At 53.2% G+C, this 22,769-nt stretch carries 22 protein-coding genes; 2 read left to right on the forward strand and 20 right to left on the reverse strand.

What is annotated here, in order from left to right:
* Positions 1-62: 62 nt before the first annotated feature.
* The 8 genes from NK662_RS01850 to NK662_RS01885 all read right to left on the reverse strand — a co-directional run bounded on the left by NK662_RS01850 (position 63) and on the right by NK662_RS01885 (position 9,773).
* Positions 63-239 (reverse strand): hypothetical protein, encoded by a 177-nt coding sequence (locus NK662_RS01850; protein WP_254756767.1) that lies wholly within the window; start codon positions 237-239, stop codon positions 63-65.
* Positions 240-331: 92 nt separating this feature from the next.
* Positions 332-781 (reverse strand): D-aminoacyl-tRNA deacylase, encoded by a 450-nt coding sequence (gene dtd, locus NK662_RS01855; protein WP_254756769.1) that lies wholly within the window; start codon positions 779-781, stop codon positions 332-334.
* 12 nt (positions 782-793) lie between these two features.
* Positions 794-2,986, reverse strand: coding sequence for a RelA/SpoT family protein (locus NK662_RS01860; protein WP_254756771.1), 2,193 nt, complete (start codon positions 2,984-2,986; stop codon positions 794-796).
* Between the two features lie 241 nt (positions 2,987-3,227).
* On the reverse strand, positions 3,228-3,740 hold the full coding sequence (locus tag NK662_RS01865; protein WP_254756773.1) for an adenine phosphoribosyltransferase: 513 nt from the start codon (positions 3,738-3,740) through the stop codon (positions 3,228-3,230).
* A 7-nt stretch (positions 3,741-3,747) separates the two neighbouring features.
* On the reverse strand, positions 3,748-6,093 hold the full coding sequence (gene recJ, locus NK662_RS01870) for a single-stranded-DNA-specific exonuclease RecJ (protein ID WP_254757427.1): 2,346 nt from the start codon (positions 6,091-6,093) through the stop codon (positions 3,748-3,750).
* 62 nt (positions 6,094-6,155) lie between these two features.
* Entirely contained in the window at positions 6,156-7,052 is an 897-nt protein-coding gene (locus tag NK662_RS01875) for a cation diffusion facilitator family transporter (protein WP_254756775.1), read from the reverse strand.
* A 106-nt stretch (positions 7,053-7,158) separates the two neighbouring features.
* Positions 7,159-9,420: a protein translocase subunit SecDF gene (gene secDF / locus NK662_RS01880; protein WP_254756777.1), complete on the reverse strand. Its 2,262-nt coding sequence runs from the start codon at positions 9,418-9,420 to the stop codon at positions 7,159-7,161.
* 68 nt (positions 9,421-9,488) lie between these two features.
* The gene (locus NK662_RS01885; protein WP_254756779.1) at positions 9,489-9,773 is read right to left on the reverse strand and encodes a post-transcriptional regulator; all 285 of its coding nucleotides are present in this window, start codon (positions 9,771-9,773) and stop codon (positions 9,489-9,491) included.
* A gap of 189 nt (positions 9,774-9,962) precedes the next feature.
* Between NK662_RS01885 and spoVB the strand changes: the two genes are divergently transcribed.
* Entirely contained in the window at positions 9,963-11,519 is a 1,557-nt protein-coding gene (gene spoVB / locus NK662_RS01890) for a stage V sporulation protein B (protein ID WP_254756781.1), read from the forward strand.
* Between the two features lie 22 nt (positions 11,520-11,541).
* Here the strand turns inward: spoVB and NK662_RS01895 are convergent, their stop codons facing one another.
* Positions 11,542-12,195: a DUF421 domain-containing protein gene (locus NK662_RS01895; RefSeq protein ID WP_254756783.1), complete on the reverse strand. Its 654-nt coding sequence runs from the start codon at positions 12,193-12,195 to the stop codon at positions 11,542-11,544.
* 124 nt (positions 12,196-12,319) lie between these two features.
* Between NK662_RS01895 and NK662_RS01900 the strand changes: the two genes are divergently transcribed.
* Complete coding sequence (locus NK662_RS01900) at positions 12,320-12,700, forward strand: TIGR04086 family membrane protein (RefSeq protein WP_254756785.1); 381 nt, start codon at positions 12,320-12,322, stop codon at positions 12,698-12,700.
* Positions 12,701-12,732: 32 nt separating this feature from the next.
* Here the strand turns inward: NK662_RS01900 and yajC are convergent, their stop codons facing one another.
* The 11 genes from yajC to NK662_RS01955 all read right to left on the reverse strand — a co-directional run bounded on the left by yajC (position 12,733) and on the right by NK662_RS01955 (position 22,706).
* On the reverse strand, positions 12,733-13,002 hold the full coding sequence (gene yajC / locus NK662_RS01905) for a preprotein translocase subunit YajC (RefSeq protein ID WP_254756787.1): 270 nt from the start codon (positions 13,000-13,002) through the stop codon (positions 12,733-12,735).
* 78 nt (positions 13,003-13,080) lie between these two features.
* Positions 13,081-14,220 (reverse strand): tRNA guanosine(34) transglycosylase Tgt, encoded by a 1,140-nt coding sequence (gene tgt, locus NK662_RS01910; RefSeq protein ID WP_254756789.1) that lies wholly within the window; start codon positions 14,218-14,220, stop codon positions 13,081-13,083.
* A gap of 143 nt (positions 14,221-14,363) precedes the next feature.
* Positions 14,364-15,392, reverse strand: a complete 1,029-nt coding sequence (gene queA, locus NK662_RS01915; protein ID WP_254756791.1) for a tRNA preQ1(34) S-adenosylmethionine ribosyltransferase-isomerase QueA — start codon at positions 15,390-15,392, stop codon at positions 14,364-14,366.
* 8 nt (positions 15,393-15,400) lie between these two features.
* Positions 15,401-15,601, reverse strand: coding sequence for a DUF2905 domain-containing protein (locus NK662_RS01920; protein WP_254756793.1), 201 nt, complete (start codon positions 15,599-15,601; stop codon positions 15,401-15,403).
* On the reverse strand, positions 15,598-16,599 hold the full coding sequence (gene ruvB / locus NK662_RS01925; RefSeq protein ID WP_254756795.1) for a Holliday junction branch migration DNA helicase RuvB: 1,002 nt from the start codon (positions 16,597-16,599) through the stop codon (positions 15,598-15,600). The genes NK662_RS01920 and ruvB overlap by 4 nt, the downstream gene beginning before the upstream one ends.
* 4 nt (positions 16,600-16,603) lie before the next feature.
* Entirely contained in the window at positions 16,604-17,215 is a 612-nt protein-coding gene (gene ruvA, locus NK662_RS01930) for a Holliday junction branch migration protein RuvA (protein ID WP_254756797.1), read from the reverse strand.
* 129 nt (positions 17,216-17,344) lie between these two features.
* A complete protein-coding gene (locus NK662_RS01935; protein WP_368736048.1) occupies positions 17,345-17,854 on the reverse strand; it encodes a BofC C-terminal domain-containing protein in 510 nt (169 codons plus the stop codon).
* 350 nt (positions 17,855-18,204) lie between these two features.
* On the reverse strand, positions 18,205-19,563 hold the full coding sequence (locus tag NK662_RS01940) for a YhcN/YlaJ family sporulation lipoprotein (RefSeq protein WP_254756799.1): 1,359 nt from the start codon (positions 19,561-19,563) through the stop codon (positions 18,205-18,207).
* 85 nt (positions 19,564-19,648) lie between these two features.
* Positions 19,649-20,614 (reverse strand): aminoglycoside phosphotransferase family protein, encoded by a 966-nt coding sequence (locus NK662_RS01945; protein ID WP_254756801.1) that lies wholly within the window; start codon positions 20,612-20,614, stop codon positions 19,649-19,651.
* The gene (gene safA, locus NK662_RS01950) at positions 20,595-22,370 is read right to left on the reverse strand and encodes a SafA/ExsA family spore coat assembly protein (protein WP_254756803.1); all 1,776 of its coding nucleotides are present in this window, start codon (positions 22,368-22,370) and stop codon (positions 20,595-20,597) included. Before safA ends, NK662_RS01945 begins: the two co-directional genes overlap by 20 nt.
* Before the next feature lie 129 nt (positions 22,371-22,499).
* Complete coding sequence (locus tag NK662_RS01955) at positions 22,500-22,706, reverse strand: YwbE family protein (RefSeq protein ID WP_254756805.1); 207 nt, start codon at positions 22,704-22,706, stop codon at positions 22,500-22,502.
* Between the last annotated feature and the right edge of the window lie 63 nt (positions 22,707-22,769).

Consider the following 22,769-nt stretch of genomic DNA (forward strand, 5'->3'; position numbering starts at 1 on the left):
GTACCTGTGAAAACTTGAATTTGTTATTACTATACGTTTGTATCAGACGGTTGTCAAGCCCTCTAGCGGCGCCCAAGATGCTGTTTCAGCTTTTTTACATCCTGCAGCGAGATGCCAAACTCGGAAGCCAGCTCCAAAGTGGTTGTGTTCTGTTCCCGTTCTGCAAAATCATGAAAGCTCACATTGAACAGCTGCTTGGCCCCATCAGTTGAAAAGTGCCCTCGATCATTCATTCTCATGGCTTGTCCCTCTTTCCGTGATGTTATCCTCTTGCTAGTCTGCCATCCTCCGGCGGGGCTTATACATGAGAACATGAAAAAAGCAATCCCCATCAGGAGGATTGCTTGCTTTCAATGATTAAAGTAACAGGTCCGTCATTCAGCAGACGCACATCCATCATAGCGCCGAATTCTCCAATTTCCACATGGAGCCCCTGCTTACGCAGCTCATCATTGAACATTTCGTAGATTTCCCTGGCATACTCCGGTCTTGCCGCCTCCATGAAGTTCGGGCGGCGCCCCTTGCGGCAGTCTCCATATAACGTGAATTGCGACACGGATAGAATTTGTCCTCCGCTGTCCAATACAGAATGATTCATCTTGCCCTGTTCATCTTCAAAAATACGGAGATTTGCCACCTTCTCAGCCACATAGGCGGCGTCCGCTTCTGTGTCGCTGTGCGTGATGCCGACCAGCAGCAGCAGCCCGGACGGGATGTGTCCGACCACTTTCCCCTCCACTGTCACGGAGGCTTCCCTCGTTCGTTGTACCACTACTCTCATAGACTCTTCTCCTTAATGCATCAGCCGGCGGACGGCATAAATATCGCGCACCTGCTTAATCCGTTCCACAACCTTTTGCAGATGATGGACGTTCTGGATGGAGATGGACATATGAATCATCGCCATCTTATTGCGGTCGCTGCGCCCGGACACCGCAGAGATATGTGTTTTGGTCTCATTGACCGCCTGCAGCACCTCATTTAACAGGCCGCGCCGGTCAAAGCCAGAGATTTCAATATCCACATTGTACTCAATTTCTTTTTCCGGATTGTTCTCCCACTCCACCTGCAGGAGGCGGTCCTGGGCTTCTTCCACCAGTACATTCACGCAATCAGTCCGATGAATGGACACGCCGCGCCCCTTTGTGATATAGCCGATGATATCATCACCCGGCACCGGGTTGCAGCAGCGTGACAGGCGGATCAGCAGATTGTCCACCCCGCTCACTTTAATGCCGGAGTCGCGCTTGCGGATTTTCAGCGCCGGCTGCTTTTTCACCTCGCTCATCGCCTCAGCAAGCAGCTTCTCCTCTTCACGCTTCTTCCGGAATTTATCTGTCAGCCTGGTGGCGATCTGGGCAGCCGTAATGCCGTTATAGCCGACCGCAGCGTACATATCCTCTTCGTTGGCGAAATTGAATTTTTCTGCCACACGCTTCAGATTATCAGCGGTCAGCACTTCCTTCAGGTCATATTCCAGCGCCCGCAATTCCTTCTCGACAAGCTCGCGGCCCTTCTCGATGTTCTCATCACGGCGCTGCTTCTTGAAGAATTGGCGGATTTTATTTTTGGCATGGGAGGTCTGCGCCAGCTTCACCCAGTCCTGGCTTGGCCCGTAGGAATGCTTGGAGGTCAAAATCTCGACAATATCGCCGGTCTTCAGCTTATAATCCAACGGCACCATCTTGCTGTTGACCTTGGCGCCGATCGTCTTGTTTCCGATTTCCGAGTGGATGCGGTACGCAAAATCCAGCGGCACCGATCCAAGCGGCAGCTCCATCACATCGCCCTTTGGCGTGAACACGAACACCATATCGGAGAACAGGTCGATCTTCAGGGATTCCATGAATTCTTCAGCATTGGAGGCATCCTTCTGCCACTCCAGAATCTGGCGGAACCAGGTCAGCTTTTTCTCCAGCGTTTCCTGTTCGTTGATGTCCTTGCCTTCCTTGTATGCCCAGTGCGCCGCCACCCCGAACTCCGCCACTTCATGCATGCTCTTGGTGCGGATTTGCACTTCAAGCGGGTCTCCCTTTGGCCCGATGACAGTTGTATGCAGCGATTGATACAGATTCGCCTTCGGCATGGCGATATAATCCTTGAAGCGGCCCGGCATCGGCTTCCAGCATGTATGAATAATCCCCAAAACCGCATAGCAGTCCTTAATGCTGTTCACCACAATACGCACGGCCAGCAAATCATAGATTTCGTTGAACTGCTTGTTTTGCAGCACCATTTTCCGATAGATGCTGTAAATATGCTTCGGCCGTCCGGAAAGCTCCGCAGTAATGGCCATGTCCTTCAGCTTTTCCTTTACCTCGTTCATGACACTGCCGAGATATTCCTCACGCTCGGCCCGCTTCCGCTTCATCAGATTTACAATCCGATAATACTGCTGCGGATTCAAATAGCGGAGGGCTGTATCCTCCAGCTCCCATTTGATCGCGCTGATTCCGAGACGGTGCGCAAGCGGCGCGAAGATTTCCAGCGTTTCATTCGCGATGCGCTGCTGCTTCTCCAGCGGCAAATGCTTCAGCGTACGCATGTTATGCAGGCGATCCGCAAGCTTAATCAGGATGACCCGGATGTCCTGCGCCATTGCCACAAACATTTTCCGGTGATTTTCCGCCTGCTGCTCTTCTTTCGATTTATACTTGATTTTACCAAGCTTTGTGACGCCATCCACAAGCATGGCCACCTCTTTTGTAAAGGCCTGTTCGATATCCTCCAGGGTGACAGCTGTATCCTCTACCACATCGTGCAGGAAGCCCGCTGATACAGTGGCCGGATCCATGCGCAAGTCTACGAGAATGCCTGCTACCTGAATAGGGTGGATAATGTACGGTTCTCCTGACTTCCGGTACTGCTCACGGTGCGCCTCCCGAGCAAATTCATAGGCCCGCCGCACCATTTCTGTATTTTCCTTTAGATAATGACTCGCCTTCTCTAATACCTGTTCCGCCGTCAGCACTTGTTCATTTGCCATGGAATCCACCTTTTATGTCTGAATATAAAATAACATCTGCAGATTCTGCCGATGTGAGCAAGGTCTATTTACATCTCTGCCAGAGAGAAAAATTTTAATTGTTAAGTAAGAATAATTATTTATTTTAACATGATATCGGCCGCAGTTCAAATTGAAAAACAAGGTACTGTTTTTCCCGAAAAAGATTGAAAAACCTCACGTATGGAAAATGAGCACCCTAAACGGGTGCTCATCCTATGAATTAATAAGTCATTAAAGTCAGTACGTTGTAACCGTCCAGCTTTTCTCTGCCATCCAGATAGGAAAGCTCTACAAGGAAGGCGATACCGGCAACTACGCCGCCCAGCTGTTCTACAAGCTGAATTGTCGCTTCAATTGTGCCGCCTGTCGCCAGCAGGTCGTCCGTGATAAGGATTCGCTGCCCCGGCTTAATCGCATCCTGGTGAATCGTCAGGATATCCTTGCCATATTCCTTGCCGTAGTTTACCTTTACAACCTCGCGCGGCAGCTTGCCTTCCTTGCGCACAGGAGCAAAGCCTACCCCCAGCGCATAGGAAACCGGGCAGCCAATGATGAAACCGCGTGCTTCCGGGCCGACAACGAGGTCGATGTCAAGGTCCTTCGCAAATTCCACAATTTGGTCTGTCGCTTCCTTGTATGCTGCACCGTTGTTCATCAACGGTGTAATATCCTTAAATAGAATACCTTCTTTCGGGTAATCAGGTACGATGGCGATAAATTCTTTCAAATCCATGCTAATGTTAAGCCTCCTCATGTATATAAGCACCGGTTCGGATTCCGTCAAGCCATGCTTGCAGCTGCGGATACGAGGAGTACACAAGTTCCTTTTCCAGCTGCAATTGCTCAAACTTGCCCCGGTATGTTTTCGATTCTGTGAGATCGCGCTTTTGAATCGAAGGGGACATGTAAATCACACCATTTTTTATTGTAACAAATTCAAGTTCAAAAAACACCTGTGTCATGAAATTTACTGTATCCTTCGACCAGCCCTTATGCCGGCACAGCTGCTCACCCTGTTCGGTGAGCGAAAATGTTCCGCGCTGCCGCAGGAAGCTGTAATACCACTTGAAATGGTCGCGCGTCGGGATTGTGCTGAATAAATGCTCTGTCTCCCTATGGAATACAGTATAGATGCGGGCCGGAAACCCGGACTGCATGACATCCTTCAGCGCCTGCAGGGACGGGGGCAAATCCAGCAGCACAGTGTAGGAATTTTCCAGGCTTACAGCTCCTGTCCCAATCTGCTCCGCTGTCACGAGCTGCACCCGGTAGTCCGCCAATCCGAGCTTCACCGCCGTCTCTTCCTCAAAGCAGACGAGCTTCAGCTTGTCCGCCGGCAGGGAAGCCAGCTGCCGCGCCAGTCCCTTCACGCTGCGCCAGTCAAACAGCTGCCATTGCCGAACCGCCGCATCCTGCAGCATCAGCTGCGGCTTGCGGTGATTGTTCCATTCGTTGATGCCAAGCTCCCCGACAAGGGACACAGCAGATGAAGGCGCAATTTCATCAGCCAGGTAGCCGAAGCCAAAGCCGACAACATCCAAGCGTGCTCCCTCGCCCTTCAGCACCAGCTTTAGATGGGTGCTGTCCGCTCCGATTTGCCGAATGCTTTCCACGGCGGCATTCTCCACCTGAATGCGCGGCTTCGGATTGCCCATGCCAAACGGCGCCAACAGCTGCAGCTCTTCAGCCGCCTTCAGCGTCAGCTCCTCCACCCGGCACACGGCATCAACCGGCGTCACAGGCGTCAGCTCTTCTTCTGTCAGCTGCTTCGCAAGCTCATTCAGCCGGCTGCGCAGCTCGTCAACATGCTCGAGCTGCAGGGTCATGCCGGCCGCCATTGTATGCCCGCCAAAATGCGGGAGGATATCACGGCAATCGGACAAATTGGCAAACAGATCAAAGCCCTCAATACTGCGGGCCGAGCCCTTTGCAATTCCTTTATCCCGGTCAATGCCGAGCACGATGGCCGGGCGGTAAAAACGCTCCACCAGCTTGGAGGCGACGATTCCGATGACCCCGACGTTCCAGCCTTCTTTTGCAACCACCAGCACCCTGTTCGTTTCCGGCGGATAGTGCTGCTCAATTTCCCGAATGGCTTCCTCGGCAATTTGCTGCACAATTTCCTGCCGCTGCTTATTCAGGCTGTCAATTTCCTGTGCCAGCTCCCATGCTTCCTCCGGGTCTTCCGACAACAGCAGATGGACAGCCGGCGCAGCATCCTCCAGCCGGCCTACCGCATTGATGCGCGGACCGATGGCAAAGCCCACACTCTCTTCATTTAAATCCTTTTGCGATAAATCCGCAACTTTAAACAACGCCTGATAGCCGGGGCGCTTTGTCGCCCGCAGCTTTTCCAAGCCGCGTTTTACAAGCAGACGATTCTCGTCCTGCAAGGCCACCAGGTCCGCCACTGTACCAAGCACCGCGAGATCCAAAAGATGCTCCGGCACCCGCTCAAGCAGCGCATGCGCCAGCTTGAAAGCAACGCCCACACCGGCCAGCTCATGGAATGGATAGCGCGGGCTCAGCTTCGGATGGATGATCGCGTAGGCCTCCGGCAGCTGCGGCGGCGGTTCATGGTGATCTGTAATGATGAGATCCACGCCCAGATCCTTCGCCAGCTGTGCCTCATTGACCGCTGAAATCCCCGTATCCACCGTAATGATGAGGGAGAAGCCTGCCCGCTGCGCCCAGCGGAAGGCTTCCGCATTCGGCCCGTAGCCTTCCGTGAACCGATTCGGGATATAAAACTCCGCATCTGCCCCCAGCTCCTGCAGCGCCAGCAGCAGCACAGAGGTGCTGCTGACGCCGTCCGCATCATAATCGCCATATACCAGGATTTGTTCTCCGCCTTCAACGGCCCGGCGGATCCGTTCGACAGCCCGGTCCATGTGCTCCAGCAAATATGGATCGTGGAAGGTCTGCCGGTCATTATATAAAAATGCTGTAATTTCTTCTTCTGTGCGCCACCCTCTGCCGAGCAGCAGAGAAGCGACAAGCGGCGTTACACCGATAGCCCGGGATAACTGCCGGACGCTCTCTTCATCGCCTTGCTTTTGCTTCCAACGTGTTTTCGCTTGCAGCAATGAAATCACCCCTTTAACCTTCTTATTATACAAGACTGGTCTCAGAGTGACAACGAAAGGCTTTATCCAGCCGGCAAGTAGGGATTGATGTGCACGAACACATTCTGGACATGCTCTTCTTCCATCAGCACTTCCTTCACCCTTTTGCCGATGCGGTGCCCTGCTTCCACCGTGATGTGCGGATCTACAGACACCTTGACATCAATAATCACATAATAACCATGCTCCCTTGCATAAAAGGAGTCAATTCTCTTCACACCTGCCACCCGGGACGCCTTTTCGCGCATCGGGGCTGCCTCCTCCTCATGCATCACATGATCGAGCGTGGAATGTGCCGCCTCGCTGCCCACCTTCCAGGCCATACGCAGAATGAGCAAAGCGACAACTAAGCCGGCTGCGGGATCCGCATATAACAGCCAATCGATTCCAAAGTAGCCGCCTGCCAGCGCGGCACTGATGCCGACCAGTGCCGCGGAAGAAGCAAACACGTCGGCACGGTGTTCATGGGCATTGGCCATGACAGCATCACTACGGATCCGTTTGCCAAGGCTGTACTGATAACGGAACAGCAGCTCCTTTACCACAATGGCAACAGCTACTGCAATCAGAGCCACAGCCTCAGGCGGCGCCAGCTCCTCCCTGAATGCCTGAATGGAGGAGGAAGCCGTCTCCAGCCCGACAATTGCCATTAAAACAGCCACAATCATAGCTGCAACCGGTTCCGCCTTGCCATGGCCGTACGGGTGGTCCTCATCAGGCGCCTGCTTGGCAGCACGCAGCCCGAGAAAAATGGCAATGGATCCCCCCACATCCGACGCCGAGTTCATGGCATCGGCCAGCAAGGCGCGGCTGTTGCCGAAATAGCCAATAATTGCCTTGATGATCGACAGCGATATATTTGCGGCAATGCTGATGACAACACTCCGCTGCGCCTCTTTGTACCGTGCATCCTTCTCCATATTGGCTCCTCCTTCTGTCGCAAGTATGTTTTATTGTATCCAGAGGATCCGGGCTGCATTTATGGAAATGAAAAGGGACTTCCCTGCGAAGGGGAAGTCCTGATGCTTATACTTGCGGTTCGTCTGATGTGACAGCTGTTGCCGGCTTTGCCTTCCCTTTCTTCAAGCGCCGCGTTTCCAATGCCAGCCAGAGCTGGGAGGCGATGAAGATGGAAGAATACGTACCTACGATCAGGCCGACCAGCAGTGCGATTGAGAAGTTGCGCAGCGATCCGCTGCCAAAAATCAGGAGCGCAATTACCGGCAGCAGCACGGTCATAACCGTGTTGATGGAGCGGGTAAGCGTCTCGCGGATACTGATGTTGACAACATCCTCCAAATCCTGGCGGGTGCGGATCTTTCTGCCCTTATACAGCTCGCGGTTCCGGTCAAACGTTACGATGGAGTCGTTAATGGAATAGCCAACGATTGTCAGAACAGCCGCGATGAAGGTGATATCCACCTCCAGCTGCAGCAGGCTGAACACTGCAATGATGAAGAACGCATCATGCAGGAGCGCCACAACCGCAGATACTGCATAGGTAAAACGGAAGCGCAGACTGACATAGAGAATGATGCCGACAGAGGCAATCATGACAGCAATGAATGCGTTGCGGGCCAGCTCCTTGCCAATGGTAGGCGATACGGTGCTGACATTCGGCTCTGCGCCGTACTTCTGCTTCACCGCGCTCTTCAGGGTTGCGATTTCGTCTTTGGACAGGACGCCAATCGTGCGGATTGCAGCACCCTTGTTATCGCTGCCTGTATGCACGATATCTTTAATTTCATCGGCCTTCACTCCGGCAGCAACCAGATCCTTGCGCAGCTCGGCCAAATCAATTGCCTGGCTGCTGCTGACATCAATGCGCGCCCCGCTGGAGAAGTCAATGCCGACATTCATGCCCATGGTGGCCAGCGCAATCACCCCGGCAAGCGTTGCAGCAATGGAGAAAGCAACAAATCGGCGGCCGACCTTTACAAAATCAATGCGGTCAAATTTCGTCGGCGCCCGCTCTACGCCCTTGGAAATATGAATAATGTCCTTCTTCTTGACACCAAACCATTCCGGCTTCTTATCAAACATGCGGCTTTTCACCAAAAGGCCCAACAGGAAACGGGTACCCCCCACGTTTGTGGCAAAGCCCACCACCAAGCTGATAATTAAGCTCGTGGCAAAGCCCTTAACAGAGCTTGTCCCGTAGATGAACAGCACAACTGCCGCCAGCAGCGTTGTCACGTGCGCATCCAATACTGTCAGGAAGGAATGCTTGTTGCCCGCACGATAAGCAGCCATCACAGATTTGCCGATCTTCAATTCCTCTTTAAACCGCTCATCTGTAATAATGTTGGCATCAACAGCGATACCAACGCCGAGTACAAGCGCGGCAATGCCCGGCAGTGTAAGGACTGCCCCCATCCAATCAAAGATCAGAAGGGTGATGTATGTATACAGGCACAGCATAACGATTGCCACAATACCCGGCAGGTGATACCACGCAAGCATGAACAGGAAAATCAATGCAATTCCGATTGCGCCTGCAAGAACTGTTTTCTGCAGTGCCGTTTCACCAAACTTCGCCCCTACAGACGTAGAGTACATTTCCTTCAAATCAACCGGGAGCGCACCCGCATTCAGCAGGTTGGCAAGCTGCTTGGCGCTCTCCACCGTGAAATTGCCGCCCACAATGGATACATCCGCCTGATTGAATACTTGGTTGACGGATGCCGCTGACAAGTACTTCGGCTTTGCCTTCGCAGCCTCTGCCTTATAGGAATCCTTTCCTTCTTCAAAGTCCAGCCAAATGACCATCAGGTTATTCGGCGCCCCCATATCCATAACCTTTTTTGTAACAGCACTGAATTTATCGGCGCTCTTCAGCGCCAAGCCGACACTTGGGCGGCCCTGCTCGTCAAAGGTCTGCTTCGCGCCGTTTTGCTTCAGATCTGTGCCATCCATCAGGATGTTGTCATTCACATCGCGGAAGGTCAGCTTCGCCTGCGTGGAAAGAATTTCACGGGCTTTGGACTGGTCTTGCACACCTGCCAGCTGTACGCGAATCCGGTCTGTTCCTTCAATTTGAATGTTCGGTTCGCTGACCCCGAGCACGTTAACCCGGTTTTCGAGCGCATGCACTGTGCTTACAAGCACATCGCGGGTAATTTTATCACCCTTTTTCGCCGGATGCACTTCATATAGAATTTCAAAACCGCCCCGTAAATCGAGGCCGAGATTAATGCCTTTCGTCACCTTGTTTGTCGTCGCTCCGATGATTCCTCCAATGAGCAATACAATCAGAAAGAAAGCAACGAGTCTGCTTCGTTTTACCATCCCTGTCATTTGCCTCCTTCTATACTACGAAACCATTATATGTACTGGCTGGAATGCATGTCAAATCGTCACTTGTTTTCATATTCCTCAAAGGACCCCAGCGGTTCCTTATAGGCCTGCATGGTCAAGTACATCATGTAGTCATGAGTTGACAGTGTCAGGACGTCATTGACCAGCCTGTGCAGCAAAAGCTCACCCTTCAAACGCTTCCATTTTTTCTGCTTCAGGCAATCCCAGACCTCTTGAATTGTGGCATTGTCATAGCCAAGAATCTGAAACTCCTCCGCCTTGCTCGCCAGGACAGGCTGCAGCTGTTCCCGGTACGCATCCACTGCATGGACATGCTCTTCCATCTTTCTTTCCCCCCTTTGCTGTTTGCTTCATCGTCACGTGAGAGGTATATGCACACAAGTATCTTTTTGGCTGCAAGAACAGACGGCAAAAAAACACTTGTACACATATACCTTGTCATGCTTGGCCATTATGGCCGCATATACATGATTGTAAATCATTCTGCTTGTTTTGAGAAGGTGGGAAAGGAAATGACGAAGCAAAGCTTTCTGCGCGGCACCTTTATCTTGATCATCGCCGGCTTGATTACACGAATTCTGGGGTTCATCAACCGCATCGTCATGGCCCGTATACTCGGAAGTGAAGGCGTCGGTCTGTACATGATGGCTGTTCCGACCTTCATTCTTGCCATTACGGTTACACAGCTTGGGCTGCCGGTGGCTATCGCCAAGCTGGTGGCGGAGGCGGAAGCTGTCGGCGACCGCAAGAAGGTGAAGAGCATCCTGACCGTATCCCTCACGGTCACCCTGACACTGAGCGTCATCTTCACAGCCGCTTTTATTGTGCTCGCGCCGATTCTGGCAAAGACGATGCTGACAGATTCGCGCACTTATTATCCGCTGATTGCCATTCTGCCGGTGGTGCCGATTATCGCCGTATCAAGTGTGCTGCGCGGCTATTTCCAAGGGCGGCAAAATATGAAGCCAAGCTCTGTCGCCCAGGTGATTGAGCAGGTTGTACGCATCACGATGATTGCAGTCTGCATTCGGGCCCTGCTGCCGTATGGGATTGAATACGCGGCTGCCGGCGCCATGATTTCTGCTGTTTTGGGAGAACTGGCTTCCCTGCTGTACATGTTCATCATGTTTCAACGCGACAAGCATGTGTCCATTCGGCCGCAATTCCTTCAGACCGCAAGAACAGGGTGGGGCACTTTCAAATCACTGATGGCCACTGCCCTGCCGACAACCGGCAGCCGGTTTATCGGCTCTGTCGCCTACTTCGTCGAACCGATTGTGGTAGCGCAGAGCTTGGCCATAGCAGGCGTTACAGCAGCCGTTGCCACCAGGCAGTACGGTTTGCTGACAGGCTATGCCCTGCCGCTTTTGTTTCTCCCGTCCTTTATTACGTACGCCCTGTCCACTTCGCTTGTTCCTTCCGTCAGCGAGGCGGCGGCGAAGCAGCATCACCGCACTGTGGAATACCGGCTGCAGCAGGCCCTGCGCCTCTCATTTATCTCAGGTGGCTGGTCCGTTGTCGTCCTGTATATATTTGCTTCTCCCATCATGAAGCTCATGTATCACACAGATGAGGCAGCGGGGTTTATCCATCTGCTTGCACCTTGCTTTATCTTCTACTATTTTCAAGGGCCGCTGACTTCGGTGCTGCAGGCCTTGGATATGGCAAAGGCGGCCATGGTGAACAGCTTAATCGGTTCTGCAGTGAAGGTGGCGGTTATTTTTGTACTTGCCTCCCGCACCGAGTTCCAAATCATGGGGGTTGCCCTTGCCATTGCGGCAGGCCTGGTGACAGTGACACTGCTGCATTATGCAACTGTCCTGAAGCGCATCACCTTTACCATTTACGCCCGCGAATATATATACGGCTCATTGGCAATCTTCATTGCCGGAGCCGCGGGATACTATTGCAGAGAGCATGTCGTGTTTTCTTCCTCTCTCGGCACCCAGACGCTTGCCGGCATCACAGCCACCACCGTACTGTACGGCATCCTGCTCATCCTGTTCCGCCTTATTCGCCGGGAGGAACTGAAGCGGCTGCCCTTGTTCCGCAGGCTTATTACGAAATAAGAGCAGCCCCTGCGGCTGCTCTTTATTTATCCTCGAGGTCCACAAAAAATTCCCCGTTCTGAAAGCTGCAATAGGAGATCTGCTTCACATGCTGATATCCAAGCTTCCGCAGGCTCTGGCGCAGCCATAGATTTGTTTTCCCCATCATTTCCAAGTGCTCGGACTGGATGACGCCATCTAAAATTAAAGGCAGTGAAAACTGCGGGTCCTGCGCCTGGCTGCTCTTTGCTGTTTGCTGAAAGACAGAGAGCTTTCCCGACGGCTCCAGGATGGCATAAGCCACATCCCGGATATCTGCAACCCCCTGCTCCCGCATCTGTGTCAGCAGGTCGTCAAAGTTGTACCGCTGCTTCCGCATTTCCTGCTCCTTTATTTTTCCGTTGTCAACCAGGATAACCGCATGGCCGTCCAGCAATCTGCTTATTCGTTTGCTCTTTAACGAAACGAAAGCCAATCCGACTTGAATTGCCATTAAAGAAGCCATCGGCACAACCTGCTTCCATATGGGCGTATTCATGTCCTCGATTGCCATGACCGCCATTTCTCCAATCATAATAAAGACAACCAAATCCAACACGCTCAGTTCGCCGATCTCCCGCTTGCCCATCAGCCGAAAAATAACCAAAATCACAATGTATAACAGAGCCGTCCGGGCAACTGATTCCAGAAACTCCAATGGTCCCTCTCCTTTCCGCACCCGTTAGTGTATCCGGATGTGAAAGAAGTATGATGCCGAACTGTGCAAAACTAGTCTAACTTGTTTTCTCGGGAAATATGCTTGTATAGAAGGGGGGATAAGCATGACAAATACAAGACGCTTCACAACAGCTGTGCTGTTTGGCCTTGGCACTGTTGTAGTACTGGCTTCAGCGGCAAGCCTGCTCATGGCGCTCCTGCTGATGGCAACCAATATAAGCGATAAGACCATGACGGTTGTTCTCTTTATTCTTGCTTTATGCTCCACACTTGCTGCCGGGTTCATTTCCGGCGTAAAGGCTAAGATGAAGGGCTGGCTTGCCGGCGGCACAACCGGAGTCCTGTTTTCCTTTTTGGTCTTTTTAGTGAACTATCTTGGTTACTCCCAAGGGCTTTCACAGGATCACATGATTTATCACCTCGGACTGTTGGCTGCGAGTATGATTGGCGGCATCTTCGGGGTGAATATGGCGAATAAAGCATAAAAAAGCCCGGCATCCACCGGGCTTTTTTATGCTTATTGCACTTCTTTCTTTACTTCACGGATGGCGCTGCGGTCAAATGTCAGACGGGAACCGTCGCTGCCCTTCAGCACAATGGTTGTGTCGGAAATAGAATCAACAATGCCATGCAAGCCGCCGATTGTCACAATGTGATCGCCCTTCTTCAGCCCGCTCTGCATTTGTGCCACGCTGCGCTGACGCTTTTGCTGCGGGCGGATGAGCAGGAAGTAGAAAATTGCGAACATGACAATCAATGGCAATACATTCACCAAGAATGAATTCATGTGTATAGCCTCCTTTTATTCAATAATCATTTTACAGCAGATTCGCTGCCTGTCCCGTAAACGGACAGGGCCTCTTTGTCAGAAATTGCGGGCATTCGGTTTGTTGAAGCCATATTGCTCAAAGAATTCCTCCCGGAAATCGCCAAGGCGGTCTTCCCGGATTGCCTCACGTACCTGCTCCATCAATTTTAACAGAAAATGCAGATTATGATAAGATGTCAAACGAATTCCGAACGTTTCATCGCACTTAATTAAATGGCGGATATACGCGCGGGAGTAATTACGGCACGTATAGCAGTCGCAATTCGGATCCAACGGCCCGAAATCGCGGGCATATTGTGCATTTTTAATCACAACACGGCCCTGGCTCGTCATGCATGTACCGTTGCGTGCAATGCGCGTCGGCAGCACACAGTCAAACATATCGATGCCGCGGATGGCCCCGTCAATTAAGGAGTCTGGTGAGCCGACACCCATCAGATAACGCGGCTTGTTCTCCGGCAGCAGCGGCGTTGTGAAGTCCAGCACCCGGTTCATGACATCCTTCGGTTCACCCACAGACAAACCGCCGACAGCATAGCCCGGGAAGTCCAGGGAAATTAAGTCCTTGGCACTCTGGCGCCGCAGGTCTTCGAACTCGCCGCCCTGCACGATGCCGAACAGGCCTTGGTCATGCGGGCGCTGATGCGCCTTCAGACAGCGCTCCGCCCAACGGCTTGTACGCTCCACGGACTTTTTCATATACTCGTGTGTGGCCGGGAATGGCGGACACTCGTCAAAGGCCATCATAATGTCAGAGCCCAGCGCATTTTGAATTTCCATTGCTCCTTCCGGAGACAGAAACAGCTTATCGCCATTTAAGTGGTTGCGGAAATGCACGCCTTCCTCTTCAATGCGGCGGAAATCGCTCAGGCTGAACACCTGGAAACCGCCGGAGTCTGTCAGGATGGCGCGGTCCCAGTTCATGAATTTATGCAAACCGCCTGCCTCACGTACGATTTCGTGACCCGGACGCAGCCAGAGGTGGTATGTATTGCTTAAAATGATGCCGGCATTCATTTCCTTCAGTTCTTCAGGCGCCATCGTCTTTACTGTCGCCAAGGTGCCGACGGGCATAAAAGTCGGCGTGTCAAAGGATCCGTGCGGGGTATGCACGCGTCCAAGGCGCGCCCCTGTTTGCTTACATTTTTTAATGAACTCATATGTGATTGCTGCCATTATGCAGGCTCCTCTCTTTGAAAAGCTGAACTGGCTCAGCCAGTTTGCAGAAGGGAGATCCCGGCCATCTTGGGCGTGTTTCGCCTTTTATAGGGCAGGGTTCTCCCTGGCAGCAAGCCAGCCGGTGAAGCTGGCCCGCTGCATTAGATAATGAACATGGCATCGCCAAAGCTGAAGAAGCGATACCGCTCCTGTACAGCCGTCTCATAGGCGCGGAGCACATTCTCGCGGCCGGCAAGCGCGCTGATCAGCATGATCAGCGAAGACTTTGGCAAGTGGAAGTTCGTAATCAGCCCGTCAATCGCTTTGAACTCATAGCCGGGATAGATGAAAATGCTCGTCCAGCCGGATGCTGCGCGGAACTCCCCGTTATACTCGCTTGCAATGGTTTCGACCGTACGGGTGGACGTTGTGCCGACCGTAATGATGCGGCCGCCCTCCTGCTTTGTCCGGTTCAGCAGGGCTGCAGTCTCCTCGGACATGTAATAATATTCCGAATGCATCTCATGCTCTTCGATGTTTTCCGCGGAAACCGGACGGAAGGTGCCAAGGCCGACGTGCAGGGTGACAAAGGCCAACTGCACTCCTTTTGCCTGAATTTGCTCCAGCAGCTCTTCCGTGAAGTGCAGACCGGCTGTAGGCGCTGCCGCGGAGCCGACTTCCTTTGCGTATACCGTCTGATACCGATCGCGGTCCTCCAGCGTTTCCTTAATGTAAGGAGGCAATGGCATTTCACCGAGTTCATCCAAGATTTCATAAAAAATGCCTTCATATGAGAACTCCAGTGTCCGGCCGCCCTGCTCCCCCGTCGCAATACAGACCGCCTTCAGCTTCCCCTCGCCGAACACAATGACACTTCCTTCTTTGATACGCTTGGCCGGCTTGACCAGCGTGTCCCAACGGTCGCCTGCCTCCTGCTTCAAGAGCAGCACTTCAATGTGCGCCCCTGTGTCCTCTTTGACGCCATGAAGACGGGCCGGCATGACCTTTGTTTCGTTCAGCACGAGGCAATCCCCCGGACGCAGATAAGACAATACATCAGAAAAACGCTTATGCTCCACTTCGCCGGTTGTCCGGTGCAGCACCATCAAACGGGAGCTTTGCCGGTCCGCAAGCGGCACCTGGGCAATCAGCTCCTCCGGCAAATGAAAATCAAATAAGTTAATATCCATGCTTCCACCTACTTCAGCTTTCCTAGAATATACAGCACAACTGATAGAATGATACTTATTAATATGGACGTGACGACCGGAAAGTAAAAGGTGACATTCCCCTTTTTGATGAGAATATCACCCGGCAGCTTGCCTACAAACCGCCAAACCAGTCCAATCACAAGAAACAACAGGCCCAGTGTAAGAAACAGCCTTGAGAAATCCATCACGCCTTTGGCACCTCCAGCCCGAAATGCTCATAAGCGAGCGGGGTCACAATCCGGCCGCGCGGCGTCCGCTGCAGAAATCCAATTTGCAGCAGGTACGGCTCATATACATCCTCAATCGTCTGGGCCTCCTCGCCAATGGTTGCGGCCACTGTTTCCAGCCCCGCCGGACCGCCGCGGAATTTCTCGATAATGCCCAGCAGCAGCTTATGGTCAATATGGTCCAAGCCAAGCTGGTCGACCTGCAGCAGCTCCAGCGCCGTTTTTGCAATCTCCAGGTCAATCCGGCCATTTCCGCGCACCTGGGCAAAATCACGTACCCGCCGCAGCAGCCGGTTGGCAATGCGCGGCGTGCCCCGGGAGCGCCGGGCGGTTTCCACAGCCGCCTGCGGCGCGATTTCCACCCCGAGCACATCCGCTGTGCGTGTGACGATTTGCGTCAGCTGCTCCATTGTATAATACTCCAGACGCGACAATACGCCAAAGCGGTCGCGCAGCGGTGCCGACAGAGAGCCTGCGCGCGTCGTCGCGCCGACTAAGGTAAACGGCGGCAAATCCAAACGGACGGAACGCGCTGTCGGGCCCTTGCCGATGACAATATCAAGGCAGAAATCCTCCATGGCCGGATACAGCACCTCTTCCACTGTCCGCGGCAGCCGGTGAATTTCATCAATGAACAGCACATCCCCCGGCTGGAGGGCTGTCAGCACCGCGGCCAAATCACCCGGGCGCTCGATGGCAGGCCCTGATGTAGCCCGCATTTCCACACCCATTTCGTTAGCTATAATATTGGCCAAAGTCGTTTTCCCTAATCCCGGCGGACCATACAGGAGCACGTGATCCAGCGTTTCCTCCCGCAGCTTGGCTGCCTCGATGAACACCTCCAGATTGTGCTTTACCTTGTCCTGCCCGATGTATTGCCGCAGTGTTTGCGGCCGCAGCGAATACTCAAACTCCGCATCCTCCTGCGCGGAGGCGCCGGAAACGAGACGCTCCTCCATCCTCTCACCTCTTTCCGTGCAGCAAAAGCTGCAGCGCTTTCCGGATGTATTGATCAGCTGATAATGCTTCCTGCTGCAAATCCGGCACGATGCGGGCAATCTCCCGCTCAGCGTAGCCTAATGCTTGCAACGCCTCCAGTGCATCGTCCAGTTCATTCGGCTGCTTCTCTTCAAAATGGGAGGCATCAGAGAACAGATCCGGAAAGGCATCCGGCACTACATCGGCCAGCTTTCCTTTTAAATCCAGCATCATTTGCCGGGCTGTTTTCTTGCCGACTCCCGGGAACTTTACCAAAAATTTCTCATTTTCCTCTTCAATCGCCTGCACAAGCTGATCTGTCCGGCCTGCCGCCAAAATGGCCAAGGCCCCCTTCGGCCCGATGCCCGACACACTCAGTAGCTTCATGAACAAAGCGCGTTCCTGGCGGGTCCCAAAGCCGTAAAGCGCCAGAATGTCCTCTCTTACATACTGATACGTATAAATGCGGATTTGCTGGTCGCTTCGCTTGAACACATATGGATTTGGCGTAAAGATTTGATATCCCATGCCGTTATGGTCCAGCACTACATATTCCGGCCCAACATAATCAACGGTTCCTGTAATATATTCAAGCAACTCGCACTCTCTCCTTTTGCAATCGTACCCTTCATTTTAGCATAAGTTGCCGGAAAAAGTACAAAGAGAACAAGAAATTCCGCACAAACGTTCTATACCTTCTCCATAGAAAAAAGACCAGCATCCCCGCTAGTCCTTCTCCACAGAATAGTGCTTCAGCTCCTGCAGCACCTTCACATATTTCTCCTTCGTCTGCACCCGAATGCCATGCCGCAGTTCCCTGCGCCGGTCACTCTTGAGCTTCCTGATATCAATTTGAAAGAAGGAATGAATGGCCTCATGATCCCCCGGTTTGCCGCGAAACAGCTGCAGCATCCCCTTCTTGGAAACTCCGAAATACCCGCCTGACTTTAAAAGCGGCGAGATGTCATCCACCCGCTTTTGCAGCACGATTTGCATATCATCCCGGTCCACAACCTGCCAATCCCGATGCTGCCAAAGAAACTTTTCAAGGGTTGCGGGTGGCCTCATCAGAATCTCTTCACTCACTTCTCCATCCAAATACATCCGCTGCATCACCACTGTTACACGCGGGTCCGATGGAGAAGCATACATTTGAACAGGAGCTGCCGCAGCCGGCGCCTGTATGAAGAACCAATAGAAGATCAGAAGACAAACCGCCCATAGAACCTGCTTCACTAGTCGCATTGGAGTCACCTCATTTAGGAAAAATGCCTCGCCTATCGCATTTTGACAAGCTTAGCTTTACCAAAAACAAGGACTTTATCCAAGAAAAGCGGAGGGGCCTCGCCCGGCTCCCAGAAGGGAGGTTCTGGCACCTAAAAGGCGCTTTTTGCCTTTATATGGGGGGCAGGTTCTCACTGGCAGATGGCTGGCTGCTGCAGCTGGACACCACTGAAAAGCAAAGCCGGCTCGTCCAGCCCACAGAAAAAATGCCAAACAAAAAAGCCGCCCGCAAGTCCGGGCAGCGCTCCGAAAGGCAGACATCCCTGACTTCCGGAGGCTGGTTCCTGCGGGCCAGCCTCTATTTATCGATTGGTCTTATTATAATCCGCACGCAGCGTTTGGAATAAATCATTCATATCTTTGTTCATCCGGTTTGTCATGGAACCGTTCTGCATGCGGTCACTCATGCTCTTCACACGGTCAAACATTGTTTTTGTGACGGTTACATGGACGTTGCGGCCATTTGTATACGGCGCGACTGTGCGGCGGACATCATCCTCCAGCGTACCGGTCGCCGCTGAAGTATCCTGCGCCGGCTTCACGGCAACGAGAACATCGTTTCCGTATGTGAGCGCGGCCACGCGGTCAACATTGTTCATCCGGCCTACACGGTTTTCAATTTTCTCCGTCACGGCGCCGTCGCCATTCACATTATATCCGTTCATGGTGACATTGCGTGTCGGATACGAGGTATCCGTTGTTTGGCCATGGTAGTTTTGGCTGCCATAATAGCCGTAGCCGGCATCAGCATTGTTACGGCGCGCCTGTTTGATCTTCTGGTTGATTTTGGAATATTTTACGTTTCCGTAATGGTCCGTTTTCTGTTCATTCTGGTAGGACACACGATTCATATTATGCACATCAGGTGTGCTGTAGCGGTCTGCGGCAGAATAGCTGCCCATGCCTGTGACACCTGCACCTGCGCCTGCCCCATATCCAGTCTGAACCGTGCCGTAAGTGCCGGCTGTACCGTAGCCGGTCAAATCATTCATGCCGCGATTGTTATTTACATCGCGCGTGCGCATATTTATGCTGCGGGTGCGGTCGTTGGCATCTTGTCCGTGGTAACGGCCGTTTGTATAGCCATAGTTCACATATTCCGGATTTGCCCCGGAAGTGCGGTAGAATCCCGTGACACCCGAAGTGCCATTGCGCCCGGTAATGCGGCGATACTCAGAGCGGTCCGTACGGTCTGTTCCGCGGACAGAAACATTGGACATATCTGTATATGGTATGTCCGCCACGTCCGGACGGCCCGCATAACCGTAGGAACGCGGGAAATTCGTATAGCCCCAATAGGAGGTGCGGTCGCTGTCGGCTGCGTGCTCTGTGGCATTTTTGCCTGTATAGCTGCCGCCTCTATTCGTAGACACATCGCGCATTAAATCCCGGTTGCGGACCTGGACAGTATCGCGCCCGTTGCGGTCCGTATTACGTGCAAAGCTGCTGCCATTGTACGTTGTATTGGGAACTGTATCACGCGCGCGCTGCATGGACGTGTTGCGCATCATATCTGTGCGGTTCGTCATATTCTCAGACTGCTGCTGATGAATTTGACGGTCGCGTTGGATCTCCATAGCGCTATCTTTGTTTGTATTACAAGCTGTTAAAGCCCCAAACACCAAGCATGACGTTGCGAGCACCTTAAGCTTATGATTCAATACAAAGACCCCCCTCTTGGATGGCACCCTCATCAGGGATGCTCCATCTTAGCTTGACTAAGCGGGGGGCTTTTTAAACTGTAAGTTATTGACTCGCCGCTTCTTGCACAGCAGCTGCAAATGCGGCTCTAGCATCGTATTGATGCAGGGTAAAAGCAACAAGCCGGTCCCGGAACACCGGTTGCTGCGGGACCGGCAGGGACAGAAAATAATCCCACTCCCGCAGAATATCGCTTGGGAACAGCAAGCCCGCCCAAAAAGCCTCGCTGTCCCAGTACGGCTGCATGTACGTGCGCAGCTCCTCATGCGACCAATGAAGGGAAGGAAGAATGCATACACTATATTTGATGTAGTCATACACAACCGGGCCCACACTGACACAGTCAAAGTCGATTAAGGAAAGACTGCTCCCTTTAATAAAATTATGCTCTATGAGATCACCGTGCAAATAGCTGTGCAGCTCTGTGTGAAGCGGCAGCAGGCGCAGCTGACGAAGCGAATGGTCAGCCCAATCTAGAAAGGCCTCTGTCCTCTCCCGGCCTATGTGGCTGGAAATGAGGGGGGCGCAGCGGCGAAACCGTTCTGTGCGCGCCGTCCACTTTTCCAGCCAAGGCAGCATTGGCACATACGGGCGCAGCGAGGCAGGCAGCAGCCGGGCTGCCTGGTGATAGCCGTCCAGCAGGTTCAGTGCCTCCCGGCGGTTTTCTGCCGTCTCAAAGCTGAATGCTTCTTGATGCTCCAGGTATTCATACAACAGCCAATGGCTCTGCGCAAACGGCAGGGAATGCCCGCCCCCGGGAAACAGCTGCAAATAGGCGGTTTGCCGAAAGCCGGTTCGCTGCAGAGCCTGCAAAAATGAGCGTTGCTGTTCCATTTTTGCGTAATCATATCTTTTTATAATATAGGCTGTATCCGGGCTGTACACTTTAAATACAGCCGGCCGGATCCGGCTTACCTTCTCAATCGGCAGCCCCTGCTGTCGCAAGAAGAAAAAAAGGCGATCTGCAAGAGCATCGCCTTTGTCATATTCATCAATCCTCGTCTTCTTCAACGCTTGGCACCCCAAACATGGAAGCCTGCTCAGGCCGGTAATACGGAGCTCCCGGCTGCGGGGCATATGGAACATATGGCATGGACTGATAATAGGCGGCCTGCGGATAAGTCGGATAATACGGCTGCCCGTACATGCCGCCCGGCTGCGGGGCATACAAGGTTGGCTGCGGCACATAAGCCGGCGGCTCATCACAGCCGCAATCGTCCTGTGCATATGGCGCAAACGGCGCGTTGTTGGCTGCGCCCGGCATTTGCAGGGAGGATGATTCGTAAGGCCCTTGATGGTTTGGCATCATGAAGGAAGAGGACTCCGGCTGCATGTAAGCTCCCTGCACGGCTGCTGGATATGTCTCTTGCTGGTACGGCTGCTGATAGGCCGGATATGGCTGCGGCATATACGGCATTGGCTGCTGGTAGGCCGGATATGGCTGTGGCATATACGGCATCGGCTGCTGATAGGCCGGGTATGGCTGCGGCATATACGGCATTGGCTGCTGGTAGGCCGGATATGGCTGCGGTGCGTATGGAGGCTGCCCGTACATGAGGCTGTTATCATAAGCCGGCATGACCACAGGCACCTCCTGACCTCCGTAGCTTGGCATCATCATAGGAGCTTCCTGGCTGCCGTAGCCCGGCACAGGTGCATTGTTGGCAAAGGACGGTTGTTCCATAGCCGGCGACACCTGCGGCATCTGGTTTGCCATTGGGTTCAGCAAGGATTGGTCAGCCGCAGGGAACAGATTTGGCATATTCACCGGCGGATTCATGGCCGGCGGCACCTGCGGTATATTCATCGGCTGGTCCGCTGTCGGGAACAGGTTCGGCATGTTCGTTGCAGGCGGAAGCGGTGCATTCACAGCCGGTGCTGTTGTCCCCTCCTTGCCTGCAGCAGGTGCGACCATCGCATTCGGCTGCGCGGCAAGCGGGGCTGCCATATTCGGCTTCTCAGCTGCCGGCGACACGAGCTCAGGCGCCGGCTTCGCCGCGATAGGAGCTGTGAAGGATGGCATTCCTTGATCCGCTGCCGGCTTCTGTTCGGCTGCAGGTGCAACAAAGTTAAAGTTGTTATTCGGCTTCTCAGCAGGTTTTTCAGTGTTTGCTTTGGAAGCAGCAGGCAAGGTGAAGGCGGCCTTCTCCGGTTTGTTGTCCGCTGCGCCCACCTTAAACTCATTCGCGACATTAAAGCCCTTGGCAGGCGGCTTTGGCGGCTGCGGCAGAATATTCACAGAAAACTTGGAAGTGTCCTTCGTTGGAGCCGGCGGCTTCGCCGCTTCCGGAGCAGCCGGGGCCGGGACAACAGGGATTTCCTTCGACGGCGCCTGCATAATCGGCACTTCTTTTTGCGCAGGGGCCGTCATCTGTATTTCCTTCTGCGGCTGCTGCGCTGCCGGCATTTGGTACTCCTTTGACGGCTGCTGCATCGTTGGCTGTTGGCCAGCCGGCTGGTCCGTTACCGTCTCGGCCTGCGGCACCGGCTCTTCTTCTTCGGTCACCCCAAGGTTCTGCGGCTCCGATGCCGGCTCCTTCACCTGTACTTCCTTAACATATTCCTTTGGCGGCCGAGAGCCTGCTCCGGCGACACTGCTTTTCTTTATCGCTGAACCGGCAGACGGCACCTTGATTTTCATGCCGGGCATAATTAAATCCGGGTTGCTCAGCTGGCTGTTGGCGGTTTTCAATTGATCGGTGCTGACGCCATATTTGGAAGCAATCTTGTGCAGACTGTCTCCCTTTTGGGCAATATGAATTTTCACTTTTTCCCCCTCCTGTAGCACTCCTCTATCATGAAACGAAAGGTTGGGCACCATGTTGGCTTCAACACAATCTATGCGTCCGGGAAGGGTTTTATGTACAAAAATTCAAGCTTGGCCGCCTCGGCTTCCTCAGGCTTCCGCCCTTACAATGGCCGCTACTCTTCCTACCTGTCCGTTGCTCAGCCGCACCTTGATGCCATGCGGATGAAAAGCAGAGTTCGTGAGCAAATCCTTCACAATCCCCCGCGTTGTCTTCCCTGTGCGCTGGTCTTGCTTCAGGATGATATCCACCTCCATTCCCGCCTTAATATGCTGCCGGTATTTTCCATCATTCATATCGTTCTCTCCTTTTCTCGTTATACTCCCAATGGTAACGGAAGCTTGCCGCAAAAAGCAAAA

This window comes from Ectobacillus ponti (assembly GCF_024294785.1).
Classification (GTDB): domain Bacteria; phylum Bacillota; class Bacilli; order Bacillales; family Bacillaceae_G; genus Ectobacillus; species Ectobacillus ponti.

Excerpts from the sequence above, each read along its gene's own strand:
- NK662_RS01860 (WP_254756771.1), bottom strand. The coding sequence starts at position 2,986 with ATGGCAAATGAACAAGTGCTGACGGCGGAACAGGTATTAGAGAAGGCG.
- NK662_RS01875 (WP_254756775.1), bottom strand. The coding sequence starts at position 7,052 with ATGGAGAAGGATGCACGGTACAAAGAGGCGCAGCGGAGTGTTGTCATC.
- NK662_RS01955 (WP_254756805.1), bottom strand. The coding sequence starts at position 22,706 with ATGAATGATGGAAAATACCGGCAGCATATTAAGGCGGGAATGGAGGTG.
- NK662_RS01850 (WP_254756767.1), bottom strand. The coding sequence starts at position 239 with ATGAGAATGAATGATCGAGGGCACTTTTCAACTGATGGGGCCAAGCAG.
- ruvB (WP_254756795.1), bottom strand. The coding sequence starts at position 16,599 with ATGGAGGAGCGTCTCGTTTCCGGCGCCTCCGCGCAGGAGGATGCGGAG.
- yajC (WP_254756787.1), bottom strand. The coding sequence starts at position 13,002 with ATGAATTCATTCTTGGTGAATGTATTGCCATTGATTGTCATGTTCGCA.
- secDF (WP_254756777.1), bottom strand. The coding sequence starts at position 9,420 with ATGGTAAAACGAAGCAGACTCGTTGCTTTCTTTCTGATTGTATTGCTC.
- queA (WP_254756791.1), bottom strand. The coding sequence starts at position 15,392 with ATGGATATTAACTTATTTGATTTTCATTTGCCGGAGGAGCTGATTGCC.
- spoVB (WP_254756781.1), top strand. The coding sequence starts at position 9,963 with ATGACGAAGCAAAGCTTTCTGCGCGGCACCTTTATCTTGATCATCGCC.
- NK662_RS01865 (WP_254756773.1), bottom strand. The coding sequence starts at position 3,740 with ATGGATTTGAAAGAATTTATCGCCATCGTACCTGATTACCCGAAAGAA.
- NK662_RS01900 (WP_254756785.1), top strand. The coding sequence starts at position 12,320 with ATGACAAATACAAGACGCTTCACAACAGCTGTGCTGTTTGGCCTTGGC.
- tgt (WP_254756789.1), bottom strand. The coding sequence starts at position 14,220 with ATGGCAGCAATCACATATGAGTTCATTAAAAAATGTAAGCAAACAGGG.
- dtd (WP_254756769.1), bottom strand. The coding sequence starts at position 781 with ATGAGAGTAGTGGTACAACGAACGAGGGAAGCCTCCGTGACAGTGGAG.
- NK662_RS01885 (WP_254756779.1), bottom strand. The coding sequence starts at position 9,773 with ATGGAAGAGCATGTCCATGCAGTGGATGCGTACCGGGAACAGCTGCAG.